The organism is Bacillus sp. YC2, from assembly GCF_019891195.1.
In the GTDB taxonomy this organism is placed as follows: domain Bacteria; phylum Bacillota; class Bacilli; order Bacillales; family Bacillaceae; genus Bacillus.
In genome coordinates this window covers 150,918-176,992 of sequence record NZ_JAHXDO010000007.1, presented here as the reverse complement: position 1 = coordinate 176,992, position 26,075 = coordinate 150,918, and the positions used below count along the sequence as shown (strand labels likewise).

General features: G+C 46.0%; 28 protein-coding genes. 2 read left to right on the top strand and 26 right to left on the bottom strand.

Annotation, left to right across the window (positions count from 1 at the left end):
• Positions 1-24 precede the first annotated feature (24 nt).
• The gene (locus KY305_RS13325) at positions 25-2,808 is read left to right on the top strand and encodes a PBP1A family penicillin-binding protein (protein ID WP_223062937.1); all 2,784 of its coding nucleotides are present in this window, start codon (positions 25-27) and stop codon (positions 2,806-2,808) included.
• A gap of 80 nt (positions 2,809-2,888) precedes the next feature.
• On the opposite strand, the gene KY305_RS13320 is transcribed toward KY305_RS13325, so the two are convergent.
• The 18 genes from KY305_RS13320 to KY305_RS13235 all read right to left on the bottom strand — a co-directional run bounded on the left by KY305_RS13320 (position 2,889) and on the right by KY305_RS13235 (position 19,107).
• Entirely contained in the window at positions 2,889-3,383 is a 495-nt protein-coding gene (locus KY305_RS13320) for a YpoC family protein (protein WP_223062936.1), read from the bottom strand.
• Positions 3,380-4,039 (bottom strand): endonuclease III, encoded by a 660-nt coding sequence (nth, locus tag KY305_RS13315; protein ID WP_061520987.1) that lies wholly within the window; start codon positions 4,037-4,039, stop codon positions 3,380-3,382. Before nth ends, KY305_RS13320 begins: the two co-directional genes overlap by 4 nt.
• A gap of 18 nt (positions 4,040-4,057) precedes the next feature.
• Positions 4,058-4,756, bottom strand: coding sequence for a DNA replication protein DnaD (dnaD, locus tag KY305_RS13310; RefSeq protein WP_223062966.1), 699 nt, complete (start codon positions 4,754-4,756; stop codon positions 4,058-4,060).
• Between the two features lie 94 nt (positions 4,757-4,850).
• A complete protein-coding gene (gene asnS / locus KY305_RS13305) occupies positions 4,851-6,143 on the bottom strand; it encodes an asparagine--tRNA ligase (RefSeq protein WP_223062935.1) in 1,293 nt (430 codons plus the stop codon).
• A gap of 130 nt (positions 6,144-6,273) precedes the next feature.
• Complete coding sequence (locus tag KY305_RS13300) at positions 6,274-7,455, bottom strand: pyridoxal phosphate-dependent aminotransferase (RefSeq protein ID WP_223062934.1); 1,182 nt, start codon at positions 7,453-7,455, stop codon at positions 6,274-6,276.
• 22 nt (positions 7,456-7,477) lie between these two features.
• The gene (gene tseB / locus KY305_RS13295; RefSeq protein WP_223062933.1) at positions 7,478-7,963 is read right to left on the bottom strand and encodes a cell wall elongation/penicillin-binding protein regulator TseB; all 486 of its coding nucleotides are present in this window, start codon (positions 7,961-7,963) and stop codon (positions 7,478-7,480) included.
• A gap of 9 nt (positions 7,964-7,972) precedes the next feature.
• The gene (locus KY305_RS13290; RefSeq protein WP_003153512.1) at positions 7,973-8,143 is read right to left on the bottom strand and encodes a YpmA family protein; all 171 of its coding nucleotides are present in this window, start codon (positions 8,141-8,143) and stop codon (positions 7,973-7,975) included.
• Between the two features lie 149 nt (positions 8,144-8,292).
• The gene (gene dinG / locus KY305_RS13285; protein ID WP_223062932.1) at positions 8,293-11,079 is read right to left on the bottom strand and encodes an ATP-dependent DNA helicase DinG; all 2,787 of its coding nucleotides are present in this window, start codon (positions 11,077-11,079) and stop codon (positions 8,293-8,295) included.
• A gap of 121 nt (positions 11,080-11,200) precedes the next feature.
• The gene (panD, locus tag KY305_RS13280) at positions 11,201-11,584 is read right to left on the bottom strand and encodes an aspartate 1-decarboxylase (RefSeq protein ID WP_223062931.1); all 384 of its coding nucleotides are present in this window, start codon (positions 11,582-11,584) and stop codon (positions 11,201-11,203) included.
• A 1-nt stretch (position 11,585) separates the two neighbouring features.
• A complete protein-coding gene (gene panC, locus KY305_RS13275; RefSeq protein ID WP_223062930.1) occupies positions 11,586-12,446 on the bottom strand; it encodes a pantoate--beta-alanine ligase in 861 nt (286 codons plus the stop codon).
• Between the two features lie 3 nt (positions 12,447-12,449).
• On the bottom strand, positions 12,450-13,283 hold the full coding sequence (gene panB, locus KY305_RS13270) for a 3-methyl-2-oxobutanoate hydroxymethyltransferase (RefSeq protein ID WP_223062929.1): 834 nt from the start codon (positions 13,281-13,283) through the stop codon (positions 12,450-12,452).
• Positions 13,284-13,520: 237 nt separating this feature from the next.
• Positions 13,521-14,504 (bottom strand): biotin--[acetyl-CoA-carboxylase] ligase, encoded by a 984-nt coding sequence (locus KY305_RS13265; protein ID WP_223062928.1) that lies wholly within the window; start codon positions 14,502-14,504, stop codon positions 13,521-13,523.
• Complete coding sequence (locus KY305_RS13260; protein ID WP_223062927.1) at positions 14,489-15,682, bottom strand: CCA tRNA nucleotidyltransferase; 1,194 nt, start codon at positions 15,680-15,682, stop codon at positions 14,489-14,491. Before KY305_RS13260 ends, KY305_RS13265 begins: the two co-directional genes overlap by 16 nt.
• A gap of 4 nt (positions 15,683-15,686) precedes the next feature.
• Complete coding sequence (gene bshA, locus KY305_RS13255) at positions 15,687-16,820, bottom strand: N-acetyl-alpha-D-glucosaminyl L-malate synthase BshA (RefSeq protein ID WP_223062926.1); 1,134 nt, start codon at positions 16,818-16,820, stop codon at positions 15,687-15,689.
• A complete protein-coding gene (gene bshB1, locus KY305_RS13250) occupies positions 16,817-17,530 on the bottom strand; it encodes a bacillithiol biosynthesis deacetylase BshB1 (RefSeq protein WP_223062925.1) in 714 nt (237 codons plus the stop codon). Before bshB1 ends, bshA begins: the two co-directional genes overlap by 4 nt.
• On the bottom strand, positions 17,523-17,936 hold the full coding sequence (gene mgsA, locus KY305_RS13245; protein ID WP_223062924.1) for a methylglyoxal synthase: 414 nt from the start codon (positions 17,934-17,936) through the stop codon (positions 17,523-17,525). The genes bshB1 and mgsA overlap by 8 nt, the downstream gene beginning before the upstream one ends.
• A 23-nt stretch (positions 17,937-17,959) precedes the next feature.
• Complete coding sequence (dapB, locus tag KY305_RS13240) at positions 17,960-18,763, bottom strand: 4-hydroxy-tetrahydrodipicolinate reductase (RefSeq protein WP_223062923.1); 804 nt, start codon at positions 18,761-18,763, stop codon at positions 17,960-17,962.
• An 8-nt stretch (positions 18,764-18,771) separates the two neighbouring features.
• A complete protein-coding gene (locus KY305_RS13235; RefSeq protein WP_214814243.1) occupies positions 18,772-19,107 on the bottom strand; it encodes a nucleotide pyrophosphohydrolase in 336 nt (111 codons plus the stop codon).
• A 142-nt stretch (positions 19,108-19,249) separates the two neighbouring features.
• Between KY305_RS13235 and KY305_RS13230 the strand changes: the two genes are divergently transcribed.
• Positions 19,250-20,122 (top strand): YitT family protein, encoded by an 873-nt coding sequence (locus tag KY305_RS13230; RefSeq protein ID WP_214814246.1) that lies wholly within the window; start codon positions 19,250-19,252, stop codon positions 20,120-20,122.
• Positions 20,123-20,145: 23 nt separating this feature from the next.
• On the opposite strand, the gene KY305_RS13225 is transcribed toward KY305_RS13230, so the two are convergent.
• From KY305_RS13225 to KY305_RS13190, 8 genes are all read right to left on the bottom strand, one after another.
• Complete coding sequence (locus KY305_RS13225) at positions 20,146-21,318, bottom strand: oxalate decarboxylase family bicupin (RefSeq protein ID WP_223062922.1); 1,173 nt, start codon at positions 21,316-21,318, stop codon at positions 20,146-20,148.
• 28 nt (positions 21,319-21,346) lie between these two features.
• Positions 21,347-22,120 (bottom strand): sporulation protein YpjB, encoded by a 774-nt coding sequence (ypjB, locus tag KY305_RS13220; RefSeq protein ID WP_223062921.1) that lies wholly within the window; start codon positions 22,118-22,120, stop codon positions 21,347-21,349.
• 67 nt (positions 22,121-22,187) lie between these two features.
• Positions 22,188-22,781 (bottom strand): lipoprotein heptaprenylglyceryl N-acetyltransferase LhaT, encoded by a 594-nt coding sequence (gene lhaT, locus KY305_RS13215; RefSeq protein ID WP_223062920.1) that lies wholly within the window; start codon positions 22,779-22,781, stop codon positions 22,188-22,190.
• Between the two features lie 102 nt (positions 22,782-22,883).
• The gene (locus KY305_RS13210) at positions 22,884-23,651 is read right to left on the bottom strand and encodes a menaquinol-cytochrome c reductase cytochrome b/c subunit (protein WP_223062919.1); all 768 of its coding nucleotides are present in this window, start codon (positions 23,649-23,651) and stop codon (positions 22,884-22,886) included.
• 30 nt (positions 23,652-23,681) lie between these two features.
• Positions 23,682-24,356 (bottom strand): menaquinol-cytochrome c reductase cytochrome b subunit, encoded by a 675-nt coding sequence (gene qcrB, locus KY305_RS13205; RefSeq protein ID WP_003153485.1) that lies wholly within the window; start codon positions 24,354-24,356, stop codon positions 23,682-23,684.
• Position 24,357: 1 nt separating this feature from the next.
• Entirely contained in the window at positions 24,358-24,861 is a 504-nt protein-coding gene (locus KY305_RS13200) for a Rieske (2Fe-2S) protein (RefSeq protein WP_061520966.1), read from the bottom strand.
• Positions 24,862-24,999: 138 nt separating this feature from the next.
• Positions 25,000-25,446, bottom strand: a complete 447-nt coding sequence (locus tag KY305_RS13195) for a YpiF family protein (protein WP_223062918.1) — start codon at positions 25,444-25,446, stop codon at positions 25,000-25,002.
• A gap of 56 nt (positions 25,447-25,502) precedes the next feature.
• Positions 25,503-26,042, bottom strand: coding sequence for a ReoY family proteolytic degradation factor (locus tag KY305_RS13190; protein WP_214814264.1), 540 nt, complete (start codon positions 26,040-26,042; stop codon positions 25,503-25,505).
• Positions 26,043-26,075 lie beyond the last annotated feature (33 nt).

The window sequence follows — 26,075 nt, the reverse complement described above, 5'->3', positions numbered from 1 at the left end:
TGATTAACGAAAGGTTGAGATGTTATGTCAGATCAATTTAAGAGCCGTGAAGAACGCCGAAAAGCAAAGCAGACGAAAAACAGCAAGCCGGCTTCTTCACCGAAAAAAGGCAAGAAACAGCGTAAAGGCGGTTTATTTAAAAAAATTGTACTGTCTTTGGTTATTCTGTTTGTCCTTGGCATAGTCGGCGGAGCGGCGGCATTCGCCGTTTTAGTTTCCGGCGCGCCGTCATTGGATGAAGCTAAGCTGAAAACGCCTTACTCTTCAACGATTTATGATAAAAACGGTAAAGAAATCGCGGAAGTGGGCGCCGAAAAGCGAACCTACGTCCCGATTAAAGATATTCCCGATGTTGTAAAAGAAGCGTTTATCGCGACAGAGGACGCCCGTTTTTATAAGCACCACGGGATTGACCCGATCCGGATCGGCGGCGCCTTGGTCGCCAACTTTACGGACGGTTTCGGATCAGAGGGAGGAAGCACAATCACCCAGCAGGTTGTGAAAAACTCGCTTCTGACTCACCAGAAAACGATTAAACGGAAAGCTCAGGAAGTATGGCTTTCATTGCAGCTGGAGCGCCATTATTCTAAAGATGAAATTTTAGAAATGTATTTAAACAGAATTTATTTCTCACCGCGCGCCTACGGCGTCGGTAAAGCCGCTGAAGAATTTTTCGGCGTAAAAGACCTCAGCAAGCTCACGGTTGAACAGGCAGCGACTCTTGCCGGTATGCCGCAGAGCCCGACCGGATACAACCCTGTTAAAAATCCGAAGGCTTCTGAAAAGAGACGGAACATCGTTCTCAGCCTAATGGAAAAACAAGGTTTTATCTCGAGTGCTGAATACCAAAAAGCGAAAAAAGTGTCCATGAAAGATGAAGGCGTCGTCAGCCAAAAGCAATATGAGAAAAAGGATACAAATAAATACAGCGCTTTTGTCGAAGAAGTCATGAGTGAAATTGAAACGAAAGAAAAGAAAGATGTCGATATTTCCACTGACGGATTAAAAATCTATACGACCCTTGATACGAAAGCGCAAGATTATCTTGATGAATTAATGGACGGCGACAGTGTCGGCTTTACCCAAGGCATGCAGGGCGGCGTTACCCTCCTTGACACGACAAACGGCGAAATCCGCGCCATCGGATCGGGACGAAACAGCACAGTCGGCGGGTATAACTATGCCACACAAGCCAAACGCCAGCCGGGTTCAACGATTAAACCGATTCTTGATTACGGACCGGTCATTGAAAATAAAAAATGGTCAACGTATGAGCAGATTGATGACTCTGCTTACTCTTATACAAACGGAACAGCAATTCACGACTGGGATCGTAAATACCTTGGCCCAATTTCTATGCGTTATGCACTGGCGCAGTCAAGAAATATACCGGCTCTGAAAGCATACCAAGCAGCTGGAAAAGATAATGCTGTCGACTTCGCTAATGGATTAGGCTTAGGGCTGAACAAAGACAGTGTAACTGAATCATACTCAATCGGCGGTTTTGGGGACGATAATCCGGGCGTTTCCACTCTGACCATGGCAGGCGCTTACAGCGCATTCGGCAATAACGGAACGTACAATGAACCGCATGCGGTCACATCGATTGAATTTAATGACGGCACAAAGCTTGATTTAACGCCTAAATCGAAAAGCGCAATGAGCGACTACACGGCGTTTATGATTACAGATATGCTGAAATCTGCAGTGCAAACAGGAACAGGCAGCCTAGCACAAGTGCCGAACGTCGAAGTAGCCGGAAAAACGGGTACAACTAACTTTCCAGACAGTTATATGAGAGCGCACAATATTGCAAGCGGAGGTGTGCCGGATTCTTGGTTTGTCGGCTATACACCGCAATATACAGCGGCCGTCTGGACCGGTGTTGAAAGCAAAAATAAGGCAGGAAAACTATCCTTATCAAAAGCAGACCAACAAGTCGCCAAACGCCTCTTCCAAAAGCTGATCTCGTATGTTGACGATGGCAAAGGAAGCTTTGAACAGCCTGACAGCGTCGTAAAAGAAACGATTGAAAAAGGCTCAAACCCTGCCGCTTTAGCCGGACCGAATACGCCTGATGATAAAAAGGTAACGGAGTACTTCGTGAAAGGAACGCAGCCTACTGCTGTTTCTAAAACATACACGAAAGAAAAAGCCGATAAACCGACAGGCTTGCAAGTGAAGTACGACAAAGACAAAAAATCATTGACCTTAAGCTGGGACTATGATGGTGATGCTACTTTTAATGTCAAACAATCCGTTGACGGAGGAAGCTACAGTGACATTCAAAACAGCTCTGCAAAAGAAGCTGTCGTCTCTGACGTCACGCCAGGCTCCACTTACAGCTTCCAAGTGACAGCGGAAAATGATGACGGAAAAAGCGATACGGTATCTACGTCCTTCAAAGTCCCGAAAGATGAAGAGGACGATGCAGACAAAGATAAAAAAACGGACGAAGATCAAAATTCTGATGATAATCAGGATAAAGACAAGACCCAAACCGATGATTCACAAACAGATAACAATCAGACAGATCCTTCAAACGGTTCGGATGATTCGTCAACTGATGATCCAACTAAAAATCCTGATCAACCCAATCAGGATCAAACGGATAACGGTGATAAGAATCAGCCGGGCAACGGTAAGGATAAAAACGACCAGAATGATAACAGCTCTGATAATAGTTCCGACTCCGGAACAGACGGTTCCAATTCAGACGACAAACAAACGGACAAAAACCAAGACTCATCATCAAATATCAACGGGCAGTCAAATTCGTCAACCATCCAATCAAACTCCGCTAATTAGCGGCCGAAAGCCTTCACCTCAAATAGGTGAAGGCTTTTGTGTACAATAAAAAACCTCCTTACGTAAAAATAAGGAGGTTTCTATTTTTTATTCATGGCTTCATATTTATGAAATTGTTTTTTCATTTCCGTCATCAGCTCATCCAGCTGTATAAACGAGTGGAATTGCGTCGGTTTCGTTAAAATAAACGCTATTCGCTCCGCCCAATTGATCGGCTCCGCCGGAAAATGTCTTGTTTTAAGAACAGACCAATCAAGTGACGGCACCCGCTCCCCTGCCGTCCAATGAAAAGCAGCAATCAGGCAGACAATCCCTTTCAGGATGTCATTTTGATCGCATCTCGATTTGCGTGTTTGAAATACGGGCAGCAGCGTTTCTTTCGTTTCATCCCATATCTGAAAAAGAAAAGGAACATATTCACTTTTTTCTTTCCATGGCTCTATCTCATGCGGCTGCTCACTAAAATCCACATACAAGGGATTACGGCGCAGCGCGGATTTTAAGCTGCTGCTTTCTATATCGGTAAGACCGCGCAAATACGTTTCATAGCTTGCCAATGTTTCATTTTCCGTCACCGTTTCACCAGCCCTTTTTTATCTCTTTTCTGGCCTTCTCTGCATAACGAAAGCAAAGGACATTCCGCACAGCGGGGCGATTGAGCTTTACAGTGATAGCGCCCGAAAAATATCAATCTGTGGTGTGTAACGGACCAATCCTCTTTCGGCACTTTTTTCATTAATGTTTTCTCAACTTCCAAAACCGAGTCCTTCCAGCGGCAGATGCCGAGCCGTTTGCTGACTCGCTCAACATGAGTATCTACTGCGATCGCGGGAACGCCGAACGCAACCGATACGACCACATTTGCTGTTTTTCGGCCTACCCCAGGCAGCTTCACAAGCTCATCTCTGTCTTTCGGCACTTCTCCGCCGTAATCTTCAATGATCATCTTGCTGAGCTTTTGAATATTTTTGGCTTTATTGCGGTACAAACCGATGGATCGGATATCCTGCTGGAGTTCTTCCAGCGGTACGGCAAGATAGTCTTCAGGCCGTTTATATTTTTCAAATAACGTTTTTGTCACTCTGTTGACGAGGGCGTCCGTACATTGTGCAGATAAAGCAACTGCCACGACCAATTCGAAAGGATTTGAATGGACAAGTTCACATTCTGCGTGCGGAAACATGTCGCCGATTTTTTCAAGACAATATTCGATCTGCTTTAAATTTAACACGTTTCTCCCCTTCTCACTTTACTGTTCCAGCCAATTGTAAAAAGGAACCTGCCTCGTGTACTCTTTTTGCGGTTCGTTTTGTTTTGTTTGGACACGTCTGAATTTCTGGCTGTGCACCTTCGCCTGCTCTACCGTTTTTAAGCCGTTCTTTTTCCATTCAAACAAAATTCGGTCGATATACCGGAAACTGAGTTTTCCTGATAAGACAGCTTCTTTTAACGCGTGCTTAATCAACGGTGCTTCGTGCTGATCTTGATCCTGCCATATGGCCAATGTCTCGCATTCAAGCGGAGACAGCGGCCTTCCGAATTCTTCCTCAAAAATGGTATACAGGCTCTTTTGTTCCCCTTCTGATTGCCTTTCCTGCGTTTGGTTTTGTGAATGCTGAATATGATCATACAGCTTTGCCCATAACGGCTGCAAAGAGTATTTTTCAAATTTTATTCCATTATGGTCTTCACATTCTTCTAAGAATAGAAAGCCTTTTTGGATAAACATTCTCAATCTGCTTGTGCATTCCTCAACAGAAATTGACATGCCGGACTGAAGTTCAAACGGCGTCGGAAAATAAGAGCCTTTTTCCAAATGCATTTTAATCTTCAGAAGCAGAATCAATTCGGTTTCATTTAAACCGAGCTCCCGGTAATTTGTCAGAAGCAGATTGGGGATGCTTGAGGCACCGAGCTCTTGCATGTCTATAAATTGCTGTTTTTTCATCATTACACCTCTTACCTGTAAAGGTTATCGCGCGGGCTTTTCCCTTTACTATGAAAAAGTCTCCCTTTACAGGAGACTCTTTTTTTTCTATCTATTACGGATACAGACGGTTCAAAAGTCTTGGGAACGGAATCGTTTCACGCACGTGAGGCGCTCCGCTGATCCACGCAACTGTGCGCTCGAGTCCGAGACCGAAGCCGGAATGCGGCACAGAACCGTATTGTCTGAGTTCAGCATACCATTTGTAAGCGTCTGAATCCAGACCATGCTCTTTTAATCTTGCTTCCAAAAGTTCCATATCATGAACACGTTCAGAGCCGCCGATGATTTCTCCGTAACCTTCCGGAGCGATTAAGTCCGCGCATAATACGACATCGTCACGGTCTTCTGCCGGCTGCATATAAAACGGTTTTAATGATGTTGGGTAATGAGTGATAAACACCGGCTTGTCATAGCTTTCTGCGATCGCAGTTTCATGCGGCGCGCCGAAGTCATCTCCCCATTCAATATCGTTAAACCCTTTTTCTTTCAGAAATTCAATCGCCTCATCATACGTAATACGAGGAAAAGGCGCTTTGATTTGTTCAAGCTTGGAAGTGTCTCTTCCTAATGTGTTCAGCTCGATTGCGCAATTTTTTAATACGCTTTGTACGATATAAGACACATAATTTTCCTGAACCTCAAGGTTTTCTTTAAATTCAACAAACGCCATTTCCGGCTCGATCATCCAGAATTCAATCAGATGGCGCTTCGTTTTTGATTTTTCCGCTCTGAACGTCGGACCGAATGAGAACACTTTTCCAAGCGCCATAGCAGCAGCTTCCATATACAGCTGACCGCTTTGAGACAAAAATGCGTCCTCGTCAAAATATTTCGTTGCGAACAGCTCTGTCGTTCCTTCAGGGGCGCTTCCCGTTAAAATAGGCGGGTCGACTTTAACAAAGCCTTCTTTATTGAAAAATTCATAAGTCGCGCGAATGATTTCGTTACGGATTTTCATAATCGCATGCTGGCGTTTAGAACGAAGCCATAAATGTCTGTGATCCATTAAAAACTCCGTGCCGTGCTCTTTCGGCGTAATCGGATAATCAGTCGCTTCATGAATCACTTCAATTGAAGTCACCGCAAGTTCATAGCCCAGCGGTGAACGCTCGTCCTCTTTTACAATTCCTTTTACGTAGAGTGACGTTTCCTGCGTCACTGATTTTGCCGTTTGGAAGATGTTTTCTTCAACTTCAGCTTTGACGACGACTCCCTGAATGAAGCCTGTACCGTCTCTCAGCTGTAAAAAAGCGATCTTACCGCTTGAGCGTTTATTTGCGACCCAAGCTCCAATCGTTACTTCCTGGCCTACGTGTTTATACACTTGGTTTATCGTTGTTTTCAAACTCTTTCCCTCCAGAACAAGAAAGACATTCAGACATCCTGAATCTCTTTTTTCATCACCTTATTATACCCGTTCTTCTCTAACGGGGTCAATGCAGATGAAAAGCGGCTTAAAGAAGCCGCTTTTTTAATCAGCTATGTTTTTCTGTAAAGCGGCGGATTCTTTCGACCGCTTTTTCTAAAAGATCCAGTGACGTTGCGTAAGATAAGCGGACGTTATCCGGTGAGCCGAAGCCGGAACCCGGAACGATGGCGACTTTTTCTTCTTCCAGAAGCGCCTTCACGTATTCGTCAACATCCTTGAAGCCGCAGTTTTGAGCTGCCTCTTTGGCGTTAGGGAACAAATAAAATGCACCTTCCGGCTTGACACAGGTAAATCCGGGAATTTCGCTAAGCTTTGCGTAAATCGTATTTAATCTGTGCTCAAATGCCTGCCTCATTTCTTCCAGCGGCTCAGCCGGACCGTTATATGCCGCAATAGCGCCGTATTGGGCGATGGAAGTCGGATTAGACGTGCTGTGGCTCGCAAGGCTGGTCATGGCTTTAATAACCGTTTCCGCTCCGGCAGCATATCCGATTCTCCAGCCTGTCATGCTGTGGGATTTAGACACGCCGTTAATGACAATCGTTTGTTCTTTCAGCTCATTTGAAAGCTGCGCGATTGAAACGTGTTTCTTTCCTCCGTATGTAAGCTTTTCATAAATCTCGTCAGAAACGATCAGAATGTCATGCTCCAAGCAAACGTTGCCAAGCTCCGCGAGCTCCTCTTTTGTGTACATGACACCGGTCGGGTTGCTCGGCGAGTTGATAATTATTGCTTTCGTTTTATCCGTGATGGCCTGCTTCAGCTGCTCCGGTGAAATTTTGAACTGGTTGGATTCCAAACCTTCAACATACACCGGACGGCCGCCTGCCAGTTTCACTTGCTCAGGATAGCTGACCCAGTATGGCGTCGGGATGATGACTTCATCTCCCTCATCAAGAATCACCTGAAACAGTGTATAAAGTGCATGTTTTGCGCCTGTGCAGACGATGATCTCAGACGGTTTGTATTCAATCCCCTGATCTTTTTTGAATTTTTCTGCGATGCTGTCTTTCAGCGCCGCCAAACCGCCGGAAGGCGTATACTTCGTATGGCCTTCATTCATTGAACGCACTGCCGCATCTATAATATGCTGAGGCGTGTTAAAATCCGGTTCTCCTGCCCCGAGACCGATGACATCATGGCCTTCTGCTTTCAGTTCTTTCGCTTTAGCGGTAATTGCCAATGTTGCAGACGGTGTTAATGCGGATACTCTTTTTGCCAATTTCAACTTGAACTCCCCCTAATACGTCTCACGGTGTGATATTTTTGAGAATCTTGCCGCTTGTAAAGTCCACATAGCTAAAACTATACTGCCCGTTTTTGTTTAAGTAGGTCACTTCCCACAGCGGGACGTTATTTTCTCTCGCCGGGTGAACGTCTTTCAGTTTGGAAACCAGTCCGGCGTCCTGAACGATTTTTGCCGCTTTGTCACTGGAAATGCCGTCACTGGCTTTTTTCGAGAGAATCTTTGCTTTTTTGTCGGCAGGAACCCATACATACATTTTCGCATCATGTTTGTCTGTTCCGGCAACGATATAATACTTTTGTTTGCCGACAAAGGTTTCGACTTTATCAGCGTTTGTCAAATCCGTTTTTTCTTTGGCGGCTGCGGCAGCTGTTTCGTGGCCTTCTTCTTTTTGAGCCATTGCTGATTTAAAAATACCGGCAGAAAATAAAAGAACTGCTAAAAAAATAATACCAAATACAGCTGTAAATATTAATGCTTTTTTTTTCATGTTTTTCACCTACGTGCGATAAATGGTGAAGACCGCTTCATTTTGGTTTTCTTCATCCAATGCAAGTCCGAACATCAGGTTATCTCTTTTCAAGGTCCGGTTCAGTGTATCGACGATCTTATATAAATCATCTGAATGCTCTACATTAATTGTAGAAAGAATCTCAATTTTACTTTCCATTTTTATACCCTCCATCGGTCGAACAAATTTTGTTAGTCATAGCGGGTCTGCACACGCGGCATAATAAAGTCACAAGGCGGCGCGAACCCGCTTTTACTATAAAAACAATTCCTCATCCCACACCATGAAAAGCCGCTTTTTGCGGCTTTTTATTCCGTTTGCCCGACGTAAGCTTCAAGCTCGTCATCCGTAAGTTCCAGCAGGGATGCAGTGGGCAGCGCTTCGAGAAATAAACGCCCGTATCCCGCCGTCTTTACCCGTTTATCCAAAAGAACGATCGTTCCCTTGTCTCCTGCTGTGCGGAGAAGCCGCCCGATGCCCTGTCTGAACGTTAAAACGGCCTCAGGCAATGAAACGGTTTGAAACGGATTTTTCCCCTTTCGCTTTGCAAACTCACATTTTGCTGCATGAAGCGGATTGTCAGGCGGCCGGAAAGGAAGCCTTGCAATCATCACGGTTGACAATTCATCCCCCGGAAAATCAACGCCTTCCCAGAAATGATTTGTGCCGAGTAAAATCGCTCGGCTGCCTGCTTTAAAGGTTTTCATTAGTTTTCCCGGGCTGCCGCCCGTGATGCCTTGGGCAAGCAGCTGGATGCCGGAAATATCCATGCTGAGCTTCAGTTCCTGATACACTTTTTTCAGCATATCATGGGACGTAAACAAGACGAGGATTTTCGGCTGTTTTTCCTTTGACATGATCTCTACATACCGGGCAATATGATGAATGGCATCCTGCTCTCCGTCATATTTTACAGACTTCATGTCTTTTGGAATGATGACCTTCATTTGATCGTCATACGAAAAAGGAGATGGAATGCTTTTGGTGCGCGGATAAAAATCCGAAAGCCCGAGCCTCTCTATCATAAATTGAAAAGACTGCTCCACCATAAGGGTCGCCGATGTAAGCACGACGCTTTTTTTGCGGGCGAAAAATTGATCGGCGAGCATTTCTCCCGGTTCCAGGGGCTGAGCATATATGCTGACAGCGTTTTTAGCGCCTTTTGCATCAATTTCAATCCATATGGCTTCTTTTTCATCAGGCTCAAACAGGAGACGGCTGAACGTATCGCGATACTCTTTTAGGCCTTTCATGCATTTTACATATTCAGCCGCTAAAAAAGCCGCTCCGCTTTTCATCTGGTCCAGCTTTGTATGTAACAGTTTTTCATGTACTGAAAAAACAGCCAGGAGATGCTCAAGCATAGCGCAAAGCCGCTCCGCTCCGTCGGTTAACATTAACAGGCCCCTATCCTGGCTTTTATGGTTCAGGCTATAAACGAGACGGTTCAGATCGTCTTTAGGTTTTCTTCGTTTGACAAAAGAATGCACTGAACTGAAAAAAGCATCGCTTTCTGACTGAATATGCTTCATCCACTCATCTGCGTCAAAGAAACTCTCAGAAGGTAATTGATACGTATGAAACAGCTTTCTCATCCGCTTTAACAGCCCGTGTTCTTTTAACGTACCGATTCTGCTGAGCTTTGTATGCAGCCCTATGTATGAAGCTCTTCGCCCTAAGTGCTCGCTTGCGGCACGCTCAAAATGGTGCGCTTCATCAATAATCATCGTCCCGCTGTCAGGCAGCCTTTTTGAATTGCTGCCTTCATCGGTTAAAAGCAGGGCATGGTTTGTAATGATGAGATCTGATACTTGCGCTTTTTGTTTAGCGCGCTCATAAAACCCCGTGACTGAATTGTCTCCTTTTTTCAAAAAAGAATCTTCGTCATAGGCCATGCGTTCCCACAGCAACCTGCCGCCTGAAGGCAAATTCAATTCAGCGGCATCACCTGTTTCTGTCTCTGTCAGCCAGACAAGAAGCTGAGCTTTTGTCAAAACCGCATCGTAATTATCATCTTCCTCATGCAGTATATGTTCAAACTTGCGCAAGCAAAGATAATGAGACTGCCCTTTTAAAATAGCCGCTTTGACCGGCCAAGGAAACATACGCTCCAATAACGGGAGGTCTTTAGACATGATCTGCTGCTGCAAAAGCGTGGAATACGTGCTGATGATGACAGGGGTCTGTTCTGACTTTGCAAACAAAACTGCCGGAACGAGATAACCAATCGTTTTTCCGATGCCCGGTGCAGCCTCAATCAGCGCATGCTCACGATTGGAGAACGCATCGAGCACTTCGTTCATCATGGCTAGCTGTCCCTTCCGCTTTTCATAACGGGGCACAAATTCAGATAAGAGCTCTTCCGTTTTTTGAGTCCACCTCTCAAGATCGACAGAAGAATCCAGTTGTGCCAGCTCCGGCGGGGGTTCAGGCTGTTTAATTGAAAATGAGGCGTACGGCACGCATCCCTCATTGGCTGATGGCTTGTTTTCGTAAATAAATGAATCCAATAACAGCGTCAAATCACTGATAAAATGCTGTGAGAGCCTTCTAAGCTGTTTTAACGTCGGCAAAGGAAGATGTCTCAGTTTATGTAAGATTTCTAAAAAAATCAGCCCGGTTACTTCCGCGTCACTGTCAGCACGATGGGGCCGGTCATGAACGATATCCAGCTCCTCGCATAATTCACTCAGCTTATACCCTTCAAACTCAGGAAAGACAACACGTGAGAGCTCCACGGTATCAAGCACGTCACAATCGGTCAGCTGATAGCCCGCCTCGTTTAGCTCATGCCTGACAAAGCCGAGATCGAAATGAATGTTATGCGCCACAAAGTATGCACCGTCAAGCAGATGAAAAATGTCCGCTGCTGCCGCTTCAAACGGCAATTCGTTTTCAACCATTCCGGTTGAGATCCCTGTCAGCTGCTCAATAAACGGCGGAATCGCCTGATTCGGATTGATATATTTTGAAAACCGCTCAGTAATTTGTCCATTTTCAATGACAACCGCTGCGATTTGAATGATTTTATCGCCCTTTTTCGGCGAATTCCCTGTTGTTTCGACATCTATGACAACGAACCGTTGCTTGTTCATTAAAATGGACACCTCTATTCTTGCATACGACAAAAGTGTAACACGTTTTGTACAGAAATGGAGCGAAAAAACAGGTTTTGCCCGCAAATCTTAAAAGAAAACCCCCATGATGGGGGCTCTTTTACAAAATCGTGTGCGCCGGCTCTTGGCCAAGCATCTGCTCAATTTTGTTCTGATCGTTCAGGACAGCAACCTTTGGCTGGTGGCTTTTCGCTTCTTGATCAGACATCGTTTGATAAGAAATAATAATGACTTTGTCGCCCTCTTGGACGAGTCGTGCGGCTGCGCCGTTCAAACAGATCACGCCGCTTCCCCGTTTTCCGGGAATAATGTATGTTTCAAGTCTTGCTCCGTTATTATTATTCACAATTTGAACTTTTTCATTAACGAGCATTCCGACAGCATCTAAAAGATCCTCATCAATTGTGATGCTGCCTACATAATTCAAGTTTGCTTCCGTGACAGTAGCGCGGTGCAGTTTACCGGCCATCATAGTGCGGTACATATTATGATCTCTCCCATTCGTCAATATCAATAATGATATTATCAATCAGCCGCGCCTTAGAAAATTGAACGGCGCAAGCGAGAATGATTTTGCCGTCCAGCGTATCAATCGGTGTAAGCTCTGGATAAGCGTATAATTCAACATAGTCGATGACGCCGCTTGTATTTTCGATCATGCCGGTTACGGCTTTTACGATTTCTTCGGGATTTCTTTCACCGTCTCTGATCAGCTCGGCTCCTTTTTGCAGCGCTTTGTAGATGATCGGCGCTTCTTTTCTTTCTTCGGCTGACAGGTTTACGTTCCGTGAACTTTTGGCAAGCCCGTCCTCTTCTCTGACGGTGTCCACAGCAACCAATTCGATATCCATAAAGAAATCTTCAATCAACCCGTCCACAACTGCGGCCTGCTGCGCATCTTTCAAACCGAAATAAGCGCGGTTCGGTTTCACGAGATTGAAAAACTTCGTCAGAACGGTGGCGACTCCGTCAAAATGGCCTGTGCGGGACCGGCCGCATAATACGTCAGTCCGTCTTTTGACGTGTACGGCCACATTTTGCTCGCCTTTATACATGTCTTGTGCAGACGGCGTAAAAAGGAGGTCAGCTCCCGCCTGTTCTGCCAGCTTGGCATCGCGGTTCAAATCGCGCGGATATGCTTCATAATCCTCGCCGGGACCGAATTGTGCCGGGTTGACAAAAATGCTCATCACGACGATATCGTTTTCCCGCCTCGCTTTTTCAACAAGCGTCAAATGTCCTTCATGCAGAAAACCCATGGTCGGCACAAACCCGATGCTTTGGCCCTCTGACCGGTATTGAGATGTCAGTTCTTTCAGCTGTGAAATTTCTGTTATTTGTTTCATCGCTTATTTTCCTCCGTACAAGCCTTGCAGCACTGTTTGGTTCAGCTGAAAGGAGTGCTTTTCTTCCGGGAAAACCCGCTCTTTTACATCATGTACATAACCGCTGATTGCCGTTTCGATGGTGCCATCGATCTGGGCGTATTGTTTCACAAACTTCGGTGTTCTTTCCACGCCGTGGCCGACAATATCATGATAGACAAGCACCTGTCCGTCAGCTTCCGGTCCGGCCCCGATTCCGATAACAGGAATCGCTACCTCTTCTTTTATTTTTGCGGTCAGTTCTGCCGGCACACACTCAAGCACGAGCATCATCGCTCCGGCCTGTTCGCATTTGATGCTGTCTTCCAGCAGTTTTTTCGCGCTTTGTTCGTCTTTTCCCTGTACTTTATATCCGCCTAATACACCGACAGATTGCGGTGTAAGCCCTAAATGGCTGACGACCGGAATTCCGCCCAGTGTCAAAGCGCGGATGGATTCGAAAACGCCGTCTCCGCCCTCAAGCTTTAACGCGTCCGCGCCGCTTTCCTGAATAATGGCAGCCGCGTTTTTCAGCGTCTCCTCTTTAGAAAGGTGATAAGACATAAACGGCATGTCAGTGACGATAAATGTGTTCTTCGCACCGCGTTTTACCGCTTTTGTATGGTGAATCATGTCTCTGACCGTTACGCCGACGGTTGAATCGAGCCCAAGCACGACCATTCCGAGTGAATCCCCGACTAAGATCATGTCAACGCCCGCCTTTTCAGCAAGCTTTGCCTGCGGATAATCGTAAGCGGTCAGCATCACGATCGGCTCTCCATTTTCCTTCATTTTCATAAAATCCAACTTTGTTTTCATCCTGTTCTCCTCCTCAAACGGTGAGGAGATGAGCCGCCAGTTCTTTACAAGCAAAAAAACCTTCCGGTATGTAAGAAGGATTCTCCACTTATTTTAAAGTTCGGCGAATGTCATCCCTCTGTCCCAGTCCTTTTTTGGATCAAGGCAGACTCTTAAAAACTTTATTCTGCTGATCAGGTGCAGTTCATTATGATACTGCCCAAAGGAAGTATACCAAATTCGGCAGACTTGTACCAACTAAGAATGATTGAGTTCGATATCTGCGGAGTAAATCTTTTTTATACCGTCTTTCGTTTCTAAAAGAAGTACTCCCTCATCATCAATGCCGAGCGATTTACCGTAAAACGTTCCCTGGAGGGTTCTCGCTTGTAGCTCGTTTCCCAAACCGAGCGCATAGCTTTCCCATAATAACTTGATCGGTGTAAAGCCGTGCGTCAAATAATCCTGATAACGTTTTTCAAATGTCTGTAAAATCTCTTGAATCAGTCCGGCTCTGTCAATTTTTTCGCCGGCTTCAAGGCTCAGGCTTGTCGCGATGTCTTGAAGCTCGTCGGGAAAATCGTCCGTCTGCTGGTTCACATTAATTCCGATTCCGATAATAACCGAGCGGACACGGTCTTCCTCCGCCTGCAGCTCCGTTAAAATACCGACGGCCTTTTTTCCGTGAATTAATAAATCGTTCGGCCACTTAATGTCAGGCTGTATGCCGGCCGCCGCCTCAATGGCCTGTACGACGGCTACAGCGGATAACAAGGTTAGCTGCGGCGCTTTTTGCAGAGGAATGTCGGGTCTGAGGATGAGGCTCATCCATATCCCGTTCCCTTCCTGCGAGTGCCACACTCTGGACATTCTTCCTCTGCCGGCCGTTTGTTTATCGGCGACGACGAGTGTTCCTTCCGGCGCTCCGTCATTCGCCAGTTCATGCGCAGTTTTTTGGGTGGTCGGAAGAACGTCACGGTAATAAAGCTGTTTGCCTAAGAATTCGGTCTTCAGCCCGAAACGGATTTCAGATTCACTGAGTTTTCCCGGTTTCTTTACAAGCCTGTATCCTTTTCTTCTGACAGCTTCAACCTCATAGCCCTCTTTGCGGAGTTCTTCAATATGCTTCCAAACAGCGGTTCTCGAACAGCCGAGCGCATCACTGATTTTTTGTCCGGAGATAAAATCGTCTCCCGCTTCAGAAAATAAATCTATTAATTGGGTTCTTAACGTTGATCCCACGCTCTAAGCCACTCCTTTATGTTGTTTTTTCGGTTGGAGAGCTTTCCTGCCAGCACCGCTTCTTCAATCCGGCGAAGTTCTTCTGCTACCCATTTTCCCGCCGGACGGTTTCTGAGAGCCATGATATCGGCACCTGAAATATCAAGGTCGCGCAGGCTTTTGATCGGCAGCTGTTGATACAAGCGCTGAACCTCTTTCAGCTTTTGTGCATCGATTGTCTTCGTCTGCTCAAGCATGCTGATTTTGACCGCAGAAAGCAGCGCTTTTTCTCCGGTCCGATACATGGCTTCCGTTTCCAGTTTCACCGGGCAGGCGCTGACGATTTGCACCGCTTCTTTTATGACCTTTCCCGGCAGCTTCCACTGTTTTAAAAACGGCTCGCCGTCTTTAGGAAGTATACGGAGATATAATAACAGCGCTGCCCAGCGTTCCTCACGTGTGTCTAAAGCACGAAACGGAAACCCGCACGCCTCAAGCAGCCTGTCCTCTTTGCCTGAAAGGCCGGGCAGCTCTTCACTCAGGCCTGTCTTTACCATCGTTTGAATGGCTTGATGTGAGGATATGCCCTGTAACAGTTTCTCAAATTCTGCTGTCTTCCGTTCTACAGAGACATGTGACAGCAGATTTCTATCCTTTATAACGGCCTCTTCGGTCTCTTTTGCAAGCGTGAAGCCGAGCTGGCTCATAAAGCGGACAGCCCTCATCATCCGCAGGGCATCTTCTTGAAAGCGATCTTGCGGATTTCCCACCGTGCGAATTAGCTTTTGTCCGATATCTTGTATTCCGCCGAAATAATCAAGCAGCTCACCCTCTGCGGACATTGCCATCGCGTTAATCGTTAAGTCTCTGCGCTTTAAGTCCTCAGATAAAGATGTGATAAACTGCACGGCTTCAGGCCGCCTGTAATCTTTATATTCAGATTCCGCGCGGAAGGTGGTGACTTCATAGGTTTCATCTTCCCATAAGACGATAACCGTACCGTGCTGCTTGCCTACATCCACGGTGCGCTGAAAGAGGCGCTCCACCTCATCCGGCGAAGCGCTCGTTGCGATATCTACATCGCCTATTTTTCGTTTCATATAGCTGTCTCTGACGGCTCCCCCGACAAAATAAGCCTGATGGCCCGCCTTCATGAGTTGATGAAGGATGGGGAGGGCTTTGACAAATTCCTGTTCCATCTGATCACTCCGGTTCTGCCAGTTCGGCATAAATCCGTTCATATTCGCTGACGATTTTTTGCGAAGAAAACTCCGTCTTCACCATTTTCAGCGCCTGTTCAGTTAAACGTTTGCTGAGCTGTTTGTCTTCTAAAATGGTGAGCGCTTTTTCAGATGCAGCTTGAATATCACCGACATTCACTAAAAAACCGCTCACTTGATCTTTAATGACTTCCGGAATTCCGCCTATATTCGTTCCGATGCACGGCACTCCGCAGGCCATCGCTTCAAGGAGAACGAGTCCGAAGCTCTCCTTTTCAGAAAGAAGGAGCTTAAGATCGCTGATGGAATACAGCTCTTCTACCCTGTCCTGATTTCCGAGCAGCAGCACTTGATCCTGCAAGCCGTATTTTTCGACAAGCTGCCAAGCGACGCACTTTTCCGGCCCGTCTCCGACAAGCAGGAGCTTCGCCTTTGTTTTGGCGGCGATATTACGGAAAACACGGATAACATCCTTGACGCGTTTTACTTTTCTGAAGTTAGACACGTGGATGACGACTTTTTCATCCGGTAAAATGCCGTGCTTCTGTTTTATACTTTCTGTATTTTTCTTAAGATAAACACGTTCGTCTATAAAGTTATAGATTGTCTCAATTTTTTTCTGCGGCTTGATTAAATCGTATGTTTCGCCGGCAAGTGCGGTTGAAACGGCCGTCACTCTGTCTGATGCCTCAATTGCAAAACGGATTAAATCCTTCAATGACGGATCATATCCTAATACAGTGATATCCGTGCCGTGAAGCGTTGTGACGATACCGATATCCCGCTTGAGCATCTGTTTCGCAAGATAAGCGCACACCGCATGAGGCAGCGCGTAATGGGCATGGATGATATCAAGGTTTTCCCTTGCTGCGACCTCTGCAATTTTGCTCGCTAAAGTCAGATCATAGGGCGGATATTTGAATACAGCGTACTGATTGACTTCCACCTCATGAAAATGAATATTCGGATGATATGTATTTAATCTGAACGGGATGCTTGATGTAATGAAATGAACTTGGTGCCCCTTTTCCGCAAGAAGTTTGCCAAGTTCCGTCGCAATAATACCCGAGCCTCCGACACTCGGGTAGCATGTAATCCCTATTTTTAATGGTTTCATTGTCCGCCCCCAAAAACGTCATCATTCAATATGGGAAGCTGTTTTGTAAAGAAGCCTTCAGCATATCCCGTGCCGGCTTCTTTGCCGTACAGCCTTTCCCGCGCTTCCACCATCTCAATATAACCGTTTGTCAGCGGTGTGTTCACTGAATGCTCTGAAGGGATAAACTGGCTTTGATATGCATTTAAGCTCTTTTTCTTCAAATCGATGGTTTCCGTTATATCTATGACAAAATCCGGCCGATGAAAACCGTTAATCATATAATAATATACTTTTTCTGCCTTGTGAGCCGGCAATTGCTGATGATCTTTATACTTATGAATGCCCGCAGAAAATACCGCTTCTTCAACTAATGCGGCTGCATTTCCGTGGTCAGGGTGGCGGTCTTTCGGATAGGGCATGAAAACGGCTTTCGGCCGGCAGGCTCTGATCACACTGACGATCTGTCGGATTGCGTCTTCATTTTTTAAAAGCCCGCGGTCCGGAAGCGTAAGCTGTATTCTCTCTTTTACACCGAGAATGTGAGCCGCCCGCGACGCTTCTTCTTTTCTTAAACTTACTGTCCCGTTAGACGATAATTCCGCCTCAGTCAAATCGCATATAACCGCGGTTTTGCCTTTGGCTGTGAATTTTGCGATTGTGCCGCCCATGCCGATCTCGACATCATCGCTATGGGCGCCGAACGCAAGAATATCAAGATGTTCAGACATTCGGCTCTCCCCCGCGGACGAGATTGCGAAAATCAAACGCCCCTCCGTCAAGCGTACGGACGAGGATTTCCGCCGTCCCCATGTTTGTGGCAAGCGGGATCGCGTACACATCACAGAGGCGGATTAATGCCGAAACATCCGGCTCGTGAGGCTGCGCCGTTAACGGGTCACGCAAAAAGATGACGAGATCAAGTGCATTTGCCGCAATTAATGCGCCGATTTGCTGATCTCCCCCAAGCGGGCCGGATTGAAAGCGTTCAACGGTCAAATCGGTCGCTTCTTGAATTTTTAAGCCAGTCGTACCGGTTGCATATAAATCGTGATGGCTTAATATGTCTTTATAGGCGGTCACGAACTGCACCATATCCTGCTTTTTTTTATCGTGAGCAATCAAAGCAATTTTCATTTGATTTTCTCCCCCTTGCCGATTCAATCGATAATATTTTCAAGCCCGTACACAAGCTGGTCTATTTTCATCACTTGCTCTACAGACAGCTTCACTCCTGACATAAAGGAAGCGCGGTTATAGGAATCATGACGCAGTTTAAGCGTCTGGCCGTCCATGCCGAACATGACTTCCTGGTGGGCGATGAGACCCGGCAGGCGGACGCTGTGCAGACGGATGCCGTTTAATTCTGCACCGCGGGCGCCCGGAAGAATTTCTTTTTCATCAGGGTGACCCTGCTGTTTTTCTGAACGGACGCTTGAGATCATCTCCGCCGTTTTCAGCGCCGTTCCGCTCGGGGCGTCCAATTTTTGGTCATGGTGGAGTTCAATGATTTCGACATCTTCGAAATAATTGGCAGCCATTTGAGAAAATTTCATCATCAGGACCGCTCCCAACGCAAAGTTCGGGGCAATAATCGCGCCGATTCCTTTTTCTTCTGTCAACGCGTGAAGCTCCTGTAAATCCGCTTCAGAAAATCCTGTCGTTCCCACTACCGGGCGAACGCCGTGTTCAAGCGCCGCTTTTGTATGTTTTTTGCCGATTTCAGGCGTTGTTAAATCAATCAGCACATCTGGCTTTGTTTCTTGAAAACATGCGCGGATATCCGTATAAATGAGAGCGTCTGAATCAGCAGACATTACCTCTCGCAATGTTTTTTGATCGTATGTATGGTCAATGGCGCCGACCAGTTCAAAATGAGGCGTGCGGACGGCAAGCTTTACAGCCTCTTGTCCCATTCTGCCCCGCGGCCCCGCGATTACTACTTTAATGGTTTCATTTGACATGATTTCTCCTACTTTCCTTCTTCTTTTCTTGTCCAGCGGTCTTTATCTCTTGTATTAAATTTATGCATGACGCGGTTATGGGCTTCCTCTAATGAAATATCAAGGGAATTGGCCAGACAGATCAAGACGAACAGCACATCGCCCATTTCCTCTTCCATGCTTTTATCATTTTCCGTCGTTTTTTTCGGCTTTTCACCATAATAATGGTTGACTTCTCTTGCGAGTTCGCCCAGTTCTTCCGTGAGACGGGCCATCATGGCAAGCGGGCTGAAATAGCCTTCTTTAAATTGGCCGATATAGTCATCTACCTCAGCTTGTAAGTCTTTCATTGTTTTGTCACTCACTGTGCGAATACCTCCTGTCATCTCTTCCATGTTAGCTAATTCATGTTCGTTTGACAAATGTTTAAAACGGGAGTTTGCTGTTTTCTTTTGTATCCACTATAATATTAACGCAATCTTATGGAAGGAAAAGGGGTTTGATACAATGCTTGGAGAAATCAGATTAAAGAATATTTGCTTTATCTTAATCGGCGCCGCTATTTTTTCATTCGGACTGGTTCATTTTAATATGCAGAACAATTTGGCGGAAGGCGGATTTACCGGCATTACTTTGCTTTTATATGCGTTATTCCACATCAGCCCGTCCATTTCCAACCTTGTATTAAACATTCCGATTTTTTTCATCGGCTGGCGCATGCTCGGCCGGACGATGTTTGTCTACACCATTATCGGGACTGTGTCTCTTTCCATTTTCCTCAGTATCTTTCAGCGCTACGAAATCCATATGCCGCTCCAACACGATTTGGCGCTGGCCGCTTTGTTTGCTGGTGTGTTTATCGGCGCCGGGCTGGGAATTATCTTCAAATTCGGAGGCACGACGGGCGGAGTCGATATCATTGCCCGCTTAATCAATAAATTTTCCGGAATCCCGATGGGACGCACGATGTTCGCTTTTGATGCCTGCGTCATTCTTCTGTCTCTGTTTACGTACCTTTCCTACAAAGAAGCAATGTACACGCTTGTAGCCGTTTTTGTTGCGGCGAGATTAATTGATTTTATTCAGGAAGGCGGGTATGCCGCAAAAGGGGCAACGATTATTTCTTCGAAAAACCATTTGATTCAGCAAAAAATCATTGAAGAAATGGAAAGAGGCGTAACTGTATTAAAAGGTCAAGGCTCTTATACAAAAGAAGACAGAGACGTTCTTTACTGCGTCGTTCCGAAAAACGAAATTGTGATGCTGAAAAGCGTCATTACCTCTGTCGACCCGCACGCATTTGTTGCTGTAAGCGACGTTCATGACGTGCTTGGCGAAGGGTTTACGCTTGATGAAAATAAGAACCCGATCAGACGATAATAAAAAGGCGGCCCATGCCGCCTTTACTCTCTTCTCCATTTCACAACCGGTGATTTTTTCTTTTGCAGACGGGCGGCAAACGCCGGGCTGATATTCAGCGTCTGCTCCACAAACCTTTGCGGTGTCAGCGCCAGCCACTGGTTTAAAGAGACATCTTCGAACCGGTCGCTTTTGAATATTTCTAAAAAGCGCAAAACCGTATCGCCGGTATTTTGAACATAATGTCCCATCGCAAAGGGCACATACCCTACGTCACCGGCTTGATAATTAAACGTCCGCGCTTTTCCTTCCGCCGCGAAAACAGTCATTTTTGCTTCTCCTGAAAGATAATACTGCCATTCATCCGTATTCGGATGCCAATGCAATTCCCTCATTCCCCCGGGTTCGACTTCCACAAGGGCTGCGGCTATTGTTTTTGACACCTTAAACGTCTTTGAATCAACGATCTTTACTTTACCGCCGTTTGTAACAAGAGGTTTTTGCTGCGAAAGTTTATAGCTGAACGGTTCTAATACCGTGCCTTGCGGGGAAATGACTTCTACATTGCTGATCGGAGGAGGCGGTTCCAGCTGGAACATATAGCGTTCTTTTGCGGGGATGTAGGCCAGCTCATAGCCAGAAACGCCGAAATTTGCGGCAAGCACACTGCGCGGAGTGTGGGCAAACCAGTCCGTTACAGAGAAGGTGCTGTTTTCCGAAAAAGATCCGTCATCAAATACGAGCAGAAATTCACTGCCTTGATCCAACCCTTGAATCGAATGAGGAATGCCTGACGGAAAATACCAAAGATCGCCTTCACCGACATCATCTATAAAATTTCGCCCGTTTTGGTCAACCGCGGTTAAGCGCACCTTTCCGTTTAACACATAGCCCCATTCCGCTTCTTTATGCCAATGAAGCTCCCGCACCGCTCCGGGCTTCAGCCTCATATTAACCGCTGCAATATTTTTAGAAACCGGCAGTTCTCTTACTGTCACCTCTCTTGACCATCCGCCTTCTTCAAGTCTCATATGTGTATCAGAAAAAGAGAATTTCAAGTTCTCCACCGTTCCGGCGTCCGTTGACGGCGGTACGAGCATATCAGGATTTTGAAAATCGCGCGCGATATTTCGCGGACCTTCATCAGTCGCCCCTTTTCTGCCCCTGATCGGCTGCGGGATTTGCTTTGAAGCTAATTGCTGAATGAGTTTTTTCATGAGCTAAGCTCCTTTGCAGCAATGTTTTTCACTTAGGATATTCCCGTTTTTTCACTTTATTTTTTTCCGCTCTGTATTTTCTGAAACCGACATAGGTCAGCGCCGTGATAATAATGCCGCCTGTTGTCAAGATGACCCAGAGCAGCGACGGGTCGGCATCATCCCGTTCCACCTTGTCAAATACACGCTTTAAATCCTTTTGCAAAAGCGTCAGCCGTTCGAGCTTTGTCCCTTTTGTCATCTTCTGAAACCCTTCCTGCTCAATGACCTCTATATGTTTCGCGACCGTGTCAAGCTGATCGGACGAAATATCCATCGTCAGGCTGGGATAGATTAAATCATATAATGATATAAATTCATTCCATTTTTCATTGAAATTTTCACTTCCGTTGCCGCTGATATCTTCCTTTAGGGCGCTGAATGTAGCCATAATCGGTTTTTCAAGCGAACCCCACAGCGGATCGGAGTGGTGCTCCATTGCATCCATTACCATTCTGAATTGGGCTGCAGCCCGCATTTTTTCAGTATCTGAAGCGTCGGCCTGTTTTAATGCACGCACCAAATCATTGTAGCCTAAAGTCAGCTGCCTTACTTCGGCTCCTGTCAGCGCATCAGCATTTTTCATTTTTTTCTTAAAGTAAGCAAGCACTTGCAGCGCCTCATCATACTGCGAATGCCGCGTCATTTGAAAAACGGTATCCGAGAGGTCATTTAATTCCTTGAGGCCCCCCTCTCCTTCAGCTTTGGCAGTTGTCATGAACATAAGAGCAAGCAAAAGACAGATTGTCAGCTTTCGTTTCATAGAGGTCCCTCCCACTCCTTCTCTGTACAGAATATGAGGAGCGGGACAAGGTTAGACCAAGATTATCTCAATGTAAGTCAAGCTTCATTCGTTTTTTGAAAATCACCAAATAATATGCGAGGCCGAGAGAAAATATGCTGAGCCAGAATGTAGCATACCCGATCTCATGCATATAGGCACTCAGCATTGAATAGCGCGGCATCATACCGAAAAGATAGTCAATGGCATCATTATGAAGCGTCCAAACCGCGGCAGCGGCAAGATGCCATAACCGAAAGCGGAAATACGGGCTGTATAAAACGCCTTGAACCGCCATTGCAAAATGCGAGGCAATCAGCATGTACCCCTCCCAAGGGACTTGTCCCATTTCAATTAAAACAAGCACATTCATGCCGACCGCCCACAGGCCGTACTTTACAAGTGTCACAAGCGCCAGTGCTTCAAACAGCGGAGCGTTCCTTTTCATGAGAAATGCCAACAGCACAAAGAGGAAAAAAAACGTTGCCGTCGGGCTGTCAGGGACAAAAATAAGAAATCGCGCCGGCGTATCCATCAACTGCGGAGCATACCAATAATAACCATATACCGTGCCGATAAAATTCACGGCAAGAACAAGCCGCAGCATGCCGCGCTGCCCTAAAATATAGGATATCCACCTCATACCATCAACTCTCAGTCTGTAAATATGTATGCAAAAAAAGCTGACATCCGGTCAGCTCTTTTCATAAAAGTATATCCTGCTATTGTTCAATTCACAATACGTTTATTTCGAAGTCGTTTCAGAAATGAATTTAGCCAGCTGATCGAGCTGTTTGTCATTTCCTTTAAAAACGCCGGCAGGCATCTGCCCTTTTCCTTTCACGGCGATTTTTTTGATTTCTTCAGGGCTCAGGCCGTTATCGACCAAGGAAGGCCCCGCTCCCCCGCCTTGAAGATTATCCCCGTGGCAGGAAATACAGCCTTGTTCTTTAAACACTTTATAGCCGTCTGATTCTGTATCAATGGCCGCTTCTTTTTTAATTTTTCCTTGCTCCTCCGCCTTTGCCCAGTCATGTGTGGCGACTGACTGCCATGTTAAAAATATAGTCGCGCAAATCGCCAAAAGCATCATGCCGGCGGCAACCGGCCGCTTCCACGGCCTTCTTTCAGCTCCCCTGTCAAGAAACGGCGCCAAAAGCAGCGATCCGAAGGCAAGCCCCGGCATAATCATCGCGCCGATGACCGTATAGCCTCCTGCGGCATATTCATATTTCAGCAGCTGGTATAAAAATAGAAAATACCAATCAGGCAGCGGAATATATCCCGTATCCGTCGGGTCCGCCATCCGTTCCAAAGGCGGCTGGTGCACAATCGTTAAGACAAGAAATCCAACGAGAAAAACGGCGCCGACCATCCACTCCTTCAACAGGAAATTCGGCCAGAACGCCTCTGTCTTTCCCGGATACTCTGAATAGTCCTTCGGTATATTCGGTTTCTTTTCAGCAGGTATCCTTGAATCACCCACAAACTTCATCCCTTTACCCCGGTGCATGTCATCCCCTCCCTTTTTATCAGATCAGTATTAAAGCGGCCCTGAAATTCCCTGCTTGCGGATCATGACAAAATGCGCGCCCATGAGCGCAAACAAAGCGGCAGGGAGAAAAAATACGTGAATCGCAAAAAATCTCGTCAGCGTTTGAGCGCCGACAATATCGTGGTGACCGGCAAGAAGGGTTTTCACCTGCGCTCCGATCAGCGGCGTCGCTTCAGCTATTTGAAGACCGACCTTTGTCGCAAACAGCGCCTTCATGTCCCAAGGAAGCAAGTATCCTGTAAAACCGAGGCCGAGCATGACAAAGAAAATTAACACACCGACGATCCAGTTCAACTCCCGCGGCTTTTTATAAGCCCCCTGAAAGAAAACCCTCAGCGTATGTAAAAACATCATAACAATAACTAAACTAGCGCCCCAGTGATGCATTCCCCGTACGATCTGTCCGAAAGCGACTTCATTCTGCAAATAATAAACTGATTCCCATGCATTTTTTATATCCGGCACATAATACATCGTTAAAAACATCCCGGACAGCACTTGGATAACGGTTACAAAAAACGTGAGACCTCCAAAACAGTATACAAAAGCCGAGAAATGATGGGCGGGATTCACATGTTCCGGCACCTCATGATCGGCAATATCCCGCCACATCGGCGTAATATCGAGACGTTCATCCACCCAGTCATAAATTTTATTCAGCATGTCACCCTTCCCCCCTAGGCTTCGCTTTTCCAAGATACAAAAAGCCGTCCTTCACTTTTTGCTCATAACGGTCAAGAGGCGCGAGCGGCGGCGTGCCGGGGACATTCGTGCCGTCTTTTTCATACAGCCCGTAATGGCAGGGACAAAAGAACTTATTCGGATTTTTAGGATCGTTGTTCCAGTTGACGGTGCACCCCAAATGCTTACAAATCGGTGAAAGCGCTACAATTTCATCCCCGTGTTTATAGACCCAGGCTGATCTGGATTCCTCCGATTCGTACCACGCGTCGACTTGATGAATTTTAAAGTCAAAGCGCTTCGGTTCTTTTGTCAGCTCATCTACGCTGACAACCTGCACCATTTTTTGATTTCCGGTCGGTTTTAAAACCGGGTCCAAAGCAAAACGCACCATAGGCATAAGCGCACTGGCGGCCATAAATCCCCCTACGCCGGTGAGCGCATAATTTAAAAATTGCCGTCTTGATATATCGTGTTTTCCGCCCATCTCTTCCCCCCCTAAAGATTGACCAAAAATTAACTAAAATAGAAAATAATTCTGAGATATGACACCCTCATAATATATGAATCTCTCAGCAAGGTCAACAGAGGAAAAACGGCTGTTTTGCGGGAAATGCAGGTGTTTTTACGAATTGTTCCACTTCTGTAACAAAACGTTCAAAATTTCCCCGCACTTGTCATCGGCTATCTTTCTCTTTAAAGAATCTTTCATATGTTCAAACGGAACGGCCGGTATGTAAATGACATCAGGCCCTATCTCTGAGTCCTTCCATTTCTCGTCTGCCGTCAGAAATACGGCATGCCGAAACTGAGACATCACCTCTTCTTTGACCTTTTGGAGCTGGCTGATTTGAGTTTGATCTATATCAACATATGTATATGAGGGGAATAAATATACCCGTCCCTTTAATTGGCGCTCAAGCTCTTCTGAAAGCAATTGAGTGCTTTCCCCCTGTTCAGCCGCCTCTTTTAAACCGCCTGGTGATTTTATGGAAATTAAAGGAATGATAGCGGTATCAATGTAATCCATAGACTGTAAGTAGACGTCGGCATCAGCGGCCCTCCATCTCATGTCTGATTCCTCCTTTTTTACGGAAACAAGCCTTGCATGTGCTGCAAGGCTGTCATTTATGTGAGCTGTTTCAATTGGCGTGAAAGCTGTTCAAAGGCTTCTTTATCATGACGGTCTAACGCATCATCGATATCTTTGAGCAATTTTTCCCGCTGGAATTCGGAAATCGCATGTTCCAATATTTGTTCGGCCATGCCTTGATCCTTTTTATTTTCAAACAGATCCTTCGGCAGGTGCGGGTTAGATTCAAGCACCGCAGCATATTCAGGCGAGCTGTAGGCTGAACGGAAATTTAATTGGATAAAAAGATCCTGCTGTTTATTTAATCGGATATCATGAAAAGATTTTTCGGCGTCAGTGGTCATGACATTTTCTTTATAAAACCGAAACGGCACCTCTTCAACACAATGAGTAGACATGATAATGCCTCTTGGGCAAAACTCAGCTTGTTCTACGAAATGGACTTTTTCCATTAATGAATCATGGCTCATTAAATAATTTAAAATCCAGACGCACTCCCGGCGTTTAAGCTGATAATGATTTAAAAACCAACGGATAAAATCCTTTTTTTCATTGACAGAAACAGGGGTCTGCATGTAATTCCCTCCTCTATCGATCGTATAATCTCA

Coding starts and splice junctions, on each gene's coding strand:
- KY305_RS13325 (WP_223062937.1), top strand. CDS start 25: ATGTCAGATCAATTTAAGAGCCGTGAAGAACGCCGAAAAGCAAAGCAG.
- dnaD (WP_223062966.1), bottom strand. CDS start 4,756: ATGAAAAAACAGCAATTTATAGACATGCAAGAGCTCGGTGCCTCAAGC.
- tseB (WP_223062933.1), bottom strand. CDS start 7,963: ATGAAAAAAAAAGCATTAATATTTACAGCTGTATTTGGTATTATTTTT.
- KY305_RS13290 (WP_003153512.1), bottom strand. CDS start 8,143: ATGGAAAGTAAAATTGAGATTCTTTCTACAATTAATGTAGAGCATTCA.
- dinG (WP_223062932.1), bottom strand. CDS start 11,079: ATGAACAAGCAACGGTTCGTTGTCATAGATGTCGAAACAACAGGGAAT.
- panD (WP_223062931.1), bottom strand. CDS start 11,584: ATGTACCGCACTATGATGGCCGGTAAACTGCACCGCGCTACTGTCACG.
- panC (WP_223062930.1), bottom strand. CDS start 12,446: ATGAAACAAATAACAGAAATTTCACAGCTGAAAGAACTGACATCTCAA.
- panB (WP_223062929.1), bottom strand. CDS start 13,283: ATGAAAACAAAGTTGGATTTTATGAAAATGAAGGAAAATGGAGAGCCG.
- KY305_RS13260 (WP_223062927.1), bottom strand. CDS start 15,682: ATGGAACAGGAATTTGTCAAAGCCCTCCCCATCCTTCATCAACTCATG.
- bshA (WP_223062926.1), bottom strand. CDS start 16,820: ATGAAACCATTAAAAATAGGGATTACATGCTACCCGAGTGTCGGAGGC.
- bshB1 (WP_223062925.1), bottom strand. CDS start 17,530: ATGTCTGAACATCTTGATATTCTTGCGTTCGGCGCCCATAGCGATGAT.
- mgsA (WP_223062924.1), bottom strand. CDS start 17,936: ATGAAAATTGCTTTGATTGCTCACGATAAAAAAAAGCAGGATATGGTG.
- dapB (WP_223062923.1), bottom strand. CDS start 18,763: ATGTCAAATGAAACCATTAAAGTAGTAATCGCGGGGCCGCGGGGCAGA.
- KY305_RS13230 (WP_214814246.1), top strand. CDS start 19,250: ATGCTTGGAGAAATCAGATTAAAGAATATTTGCTTTATCTTAATCGGC.
- KY305_RS13225 (WP_223062922.1), bottom strand. CDS start 21,318: ATGAAAAAACTCATTCAGCAATTAGCTTCAAAGCAAATCCCGCAGCCG.
- ypjB (WP_223062921.1), bottom strand. CDS start 22,120: ATGAAACGAAAGCTGACAATCTGTCTTTTGCTTGCTCTTATGTTCATG.
- lhaT (WP_223062920.1), bottom strand. CDS start 22,781: ATGAGGTGGATATCCTATATTTTAGGGCAGCGCGGCATGCTGCGGCTT.
- KY305_RS13210 (WP_223062919.1), bottom strand. CDS start 23,651: ATGCACCGGGGTAAAGGGATGAAGTTTGTGGGTGATTCAAGGATACCT.
- qcrB (WP_003153485.1), bottom strand. CDS start 24,356: ATGCTGAATAAAATTTATGACTGGGTGGATGAACGTCTCGATATTACG.
- KY305_RS13200 (WP_061520966.1), bottom strand. CDS start 24,861: ATGGGCGGAAAACACGATATATCAAGACGGCAATTTTTAAATTATGCG.
- KY305_RS13195 (WP_223062918.1), bottom strand. CDS start 25,446: ATGAGATGGAGGGCCGCTGATGCCGACGTCTACTTACAGTCTATGGAT.
- KY305_RS13190 (WP_214814264.1), bottom strand. CDS start 26,042: ATGCAGACCCCTGTTTCTGTCAATGAAAAAAAGGATTTTATCCGTTGG.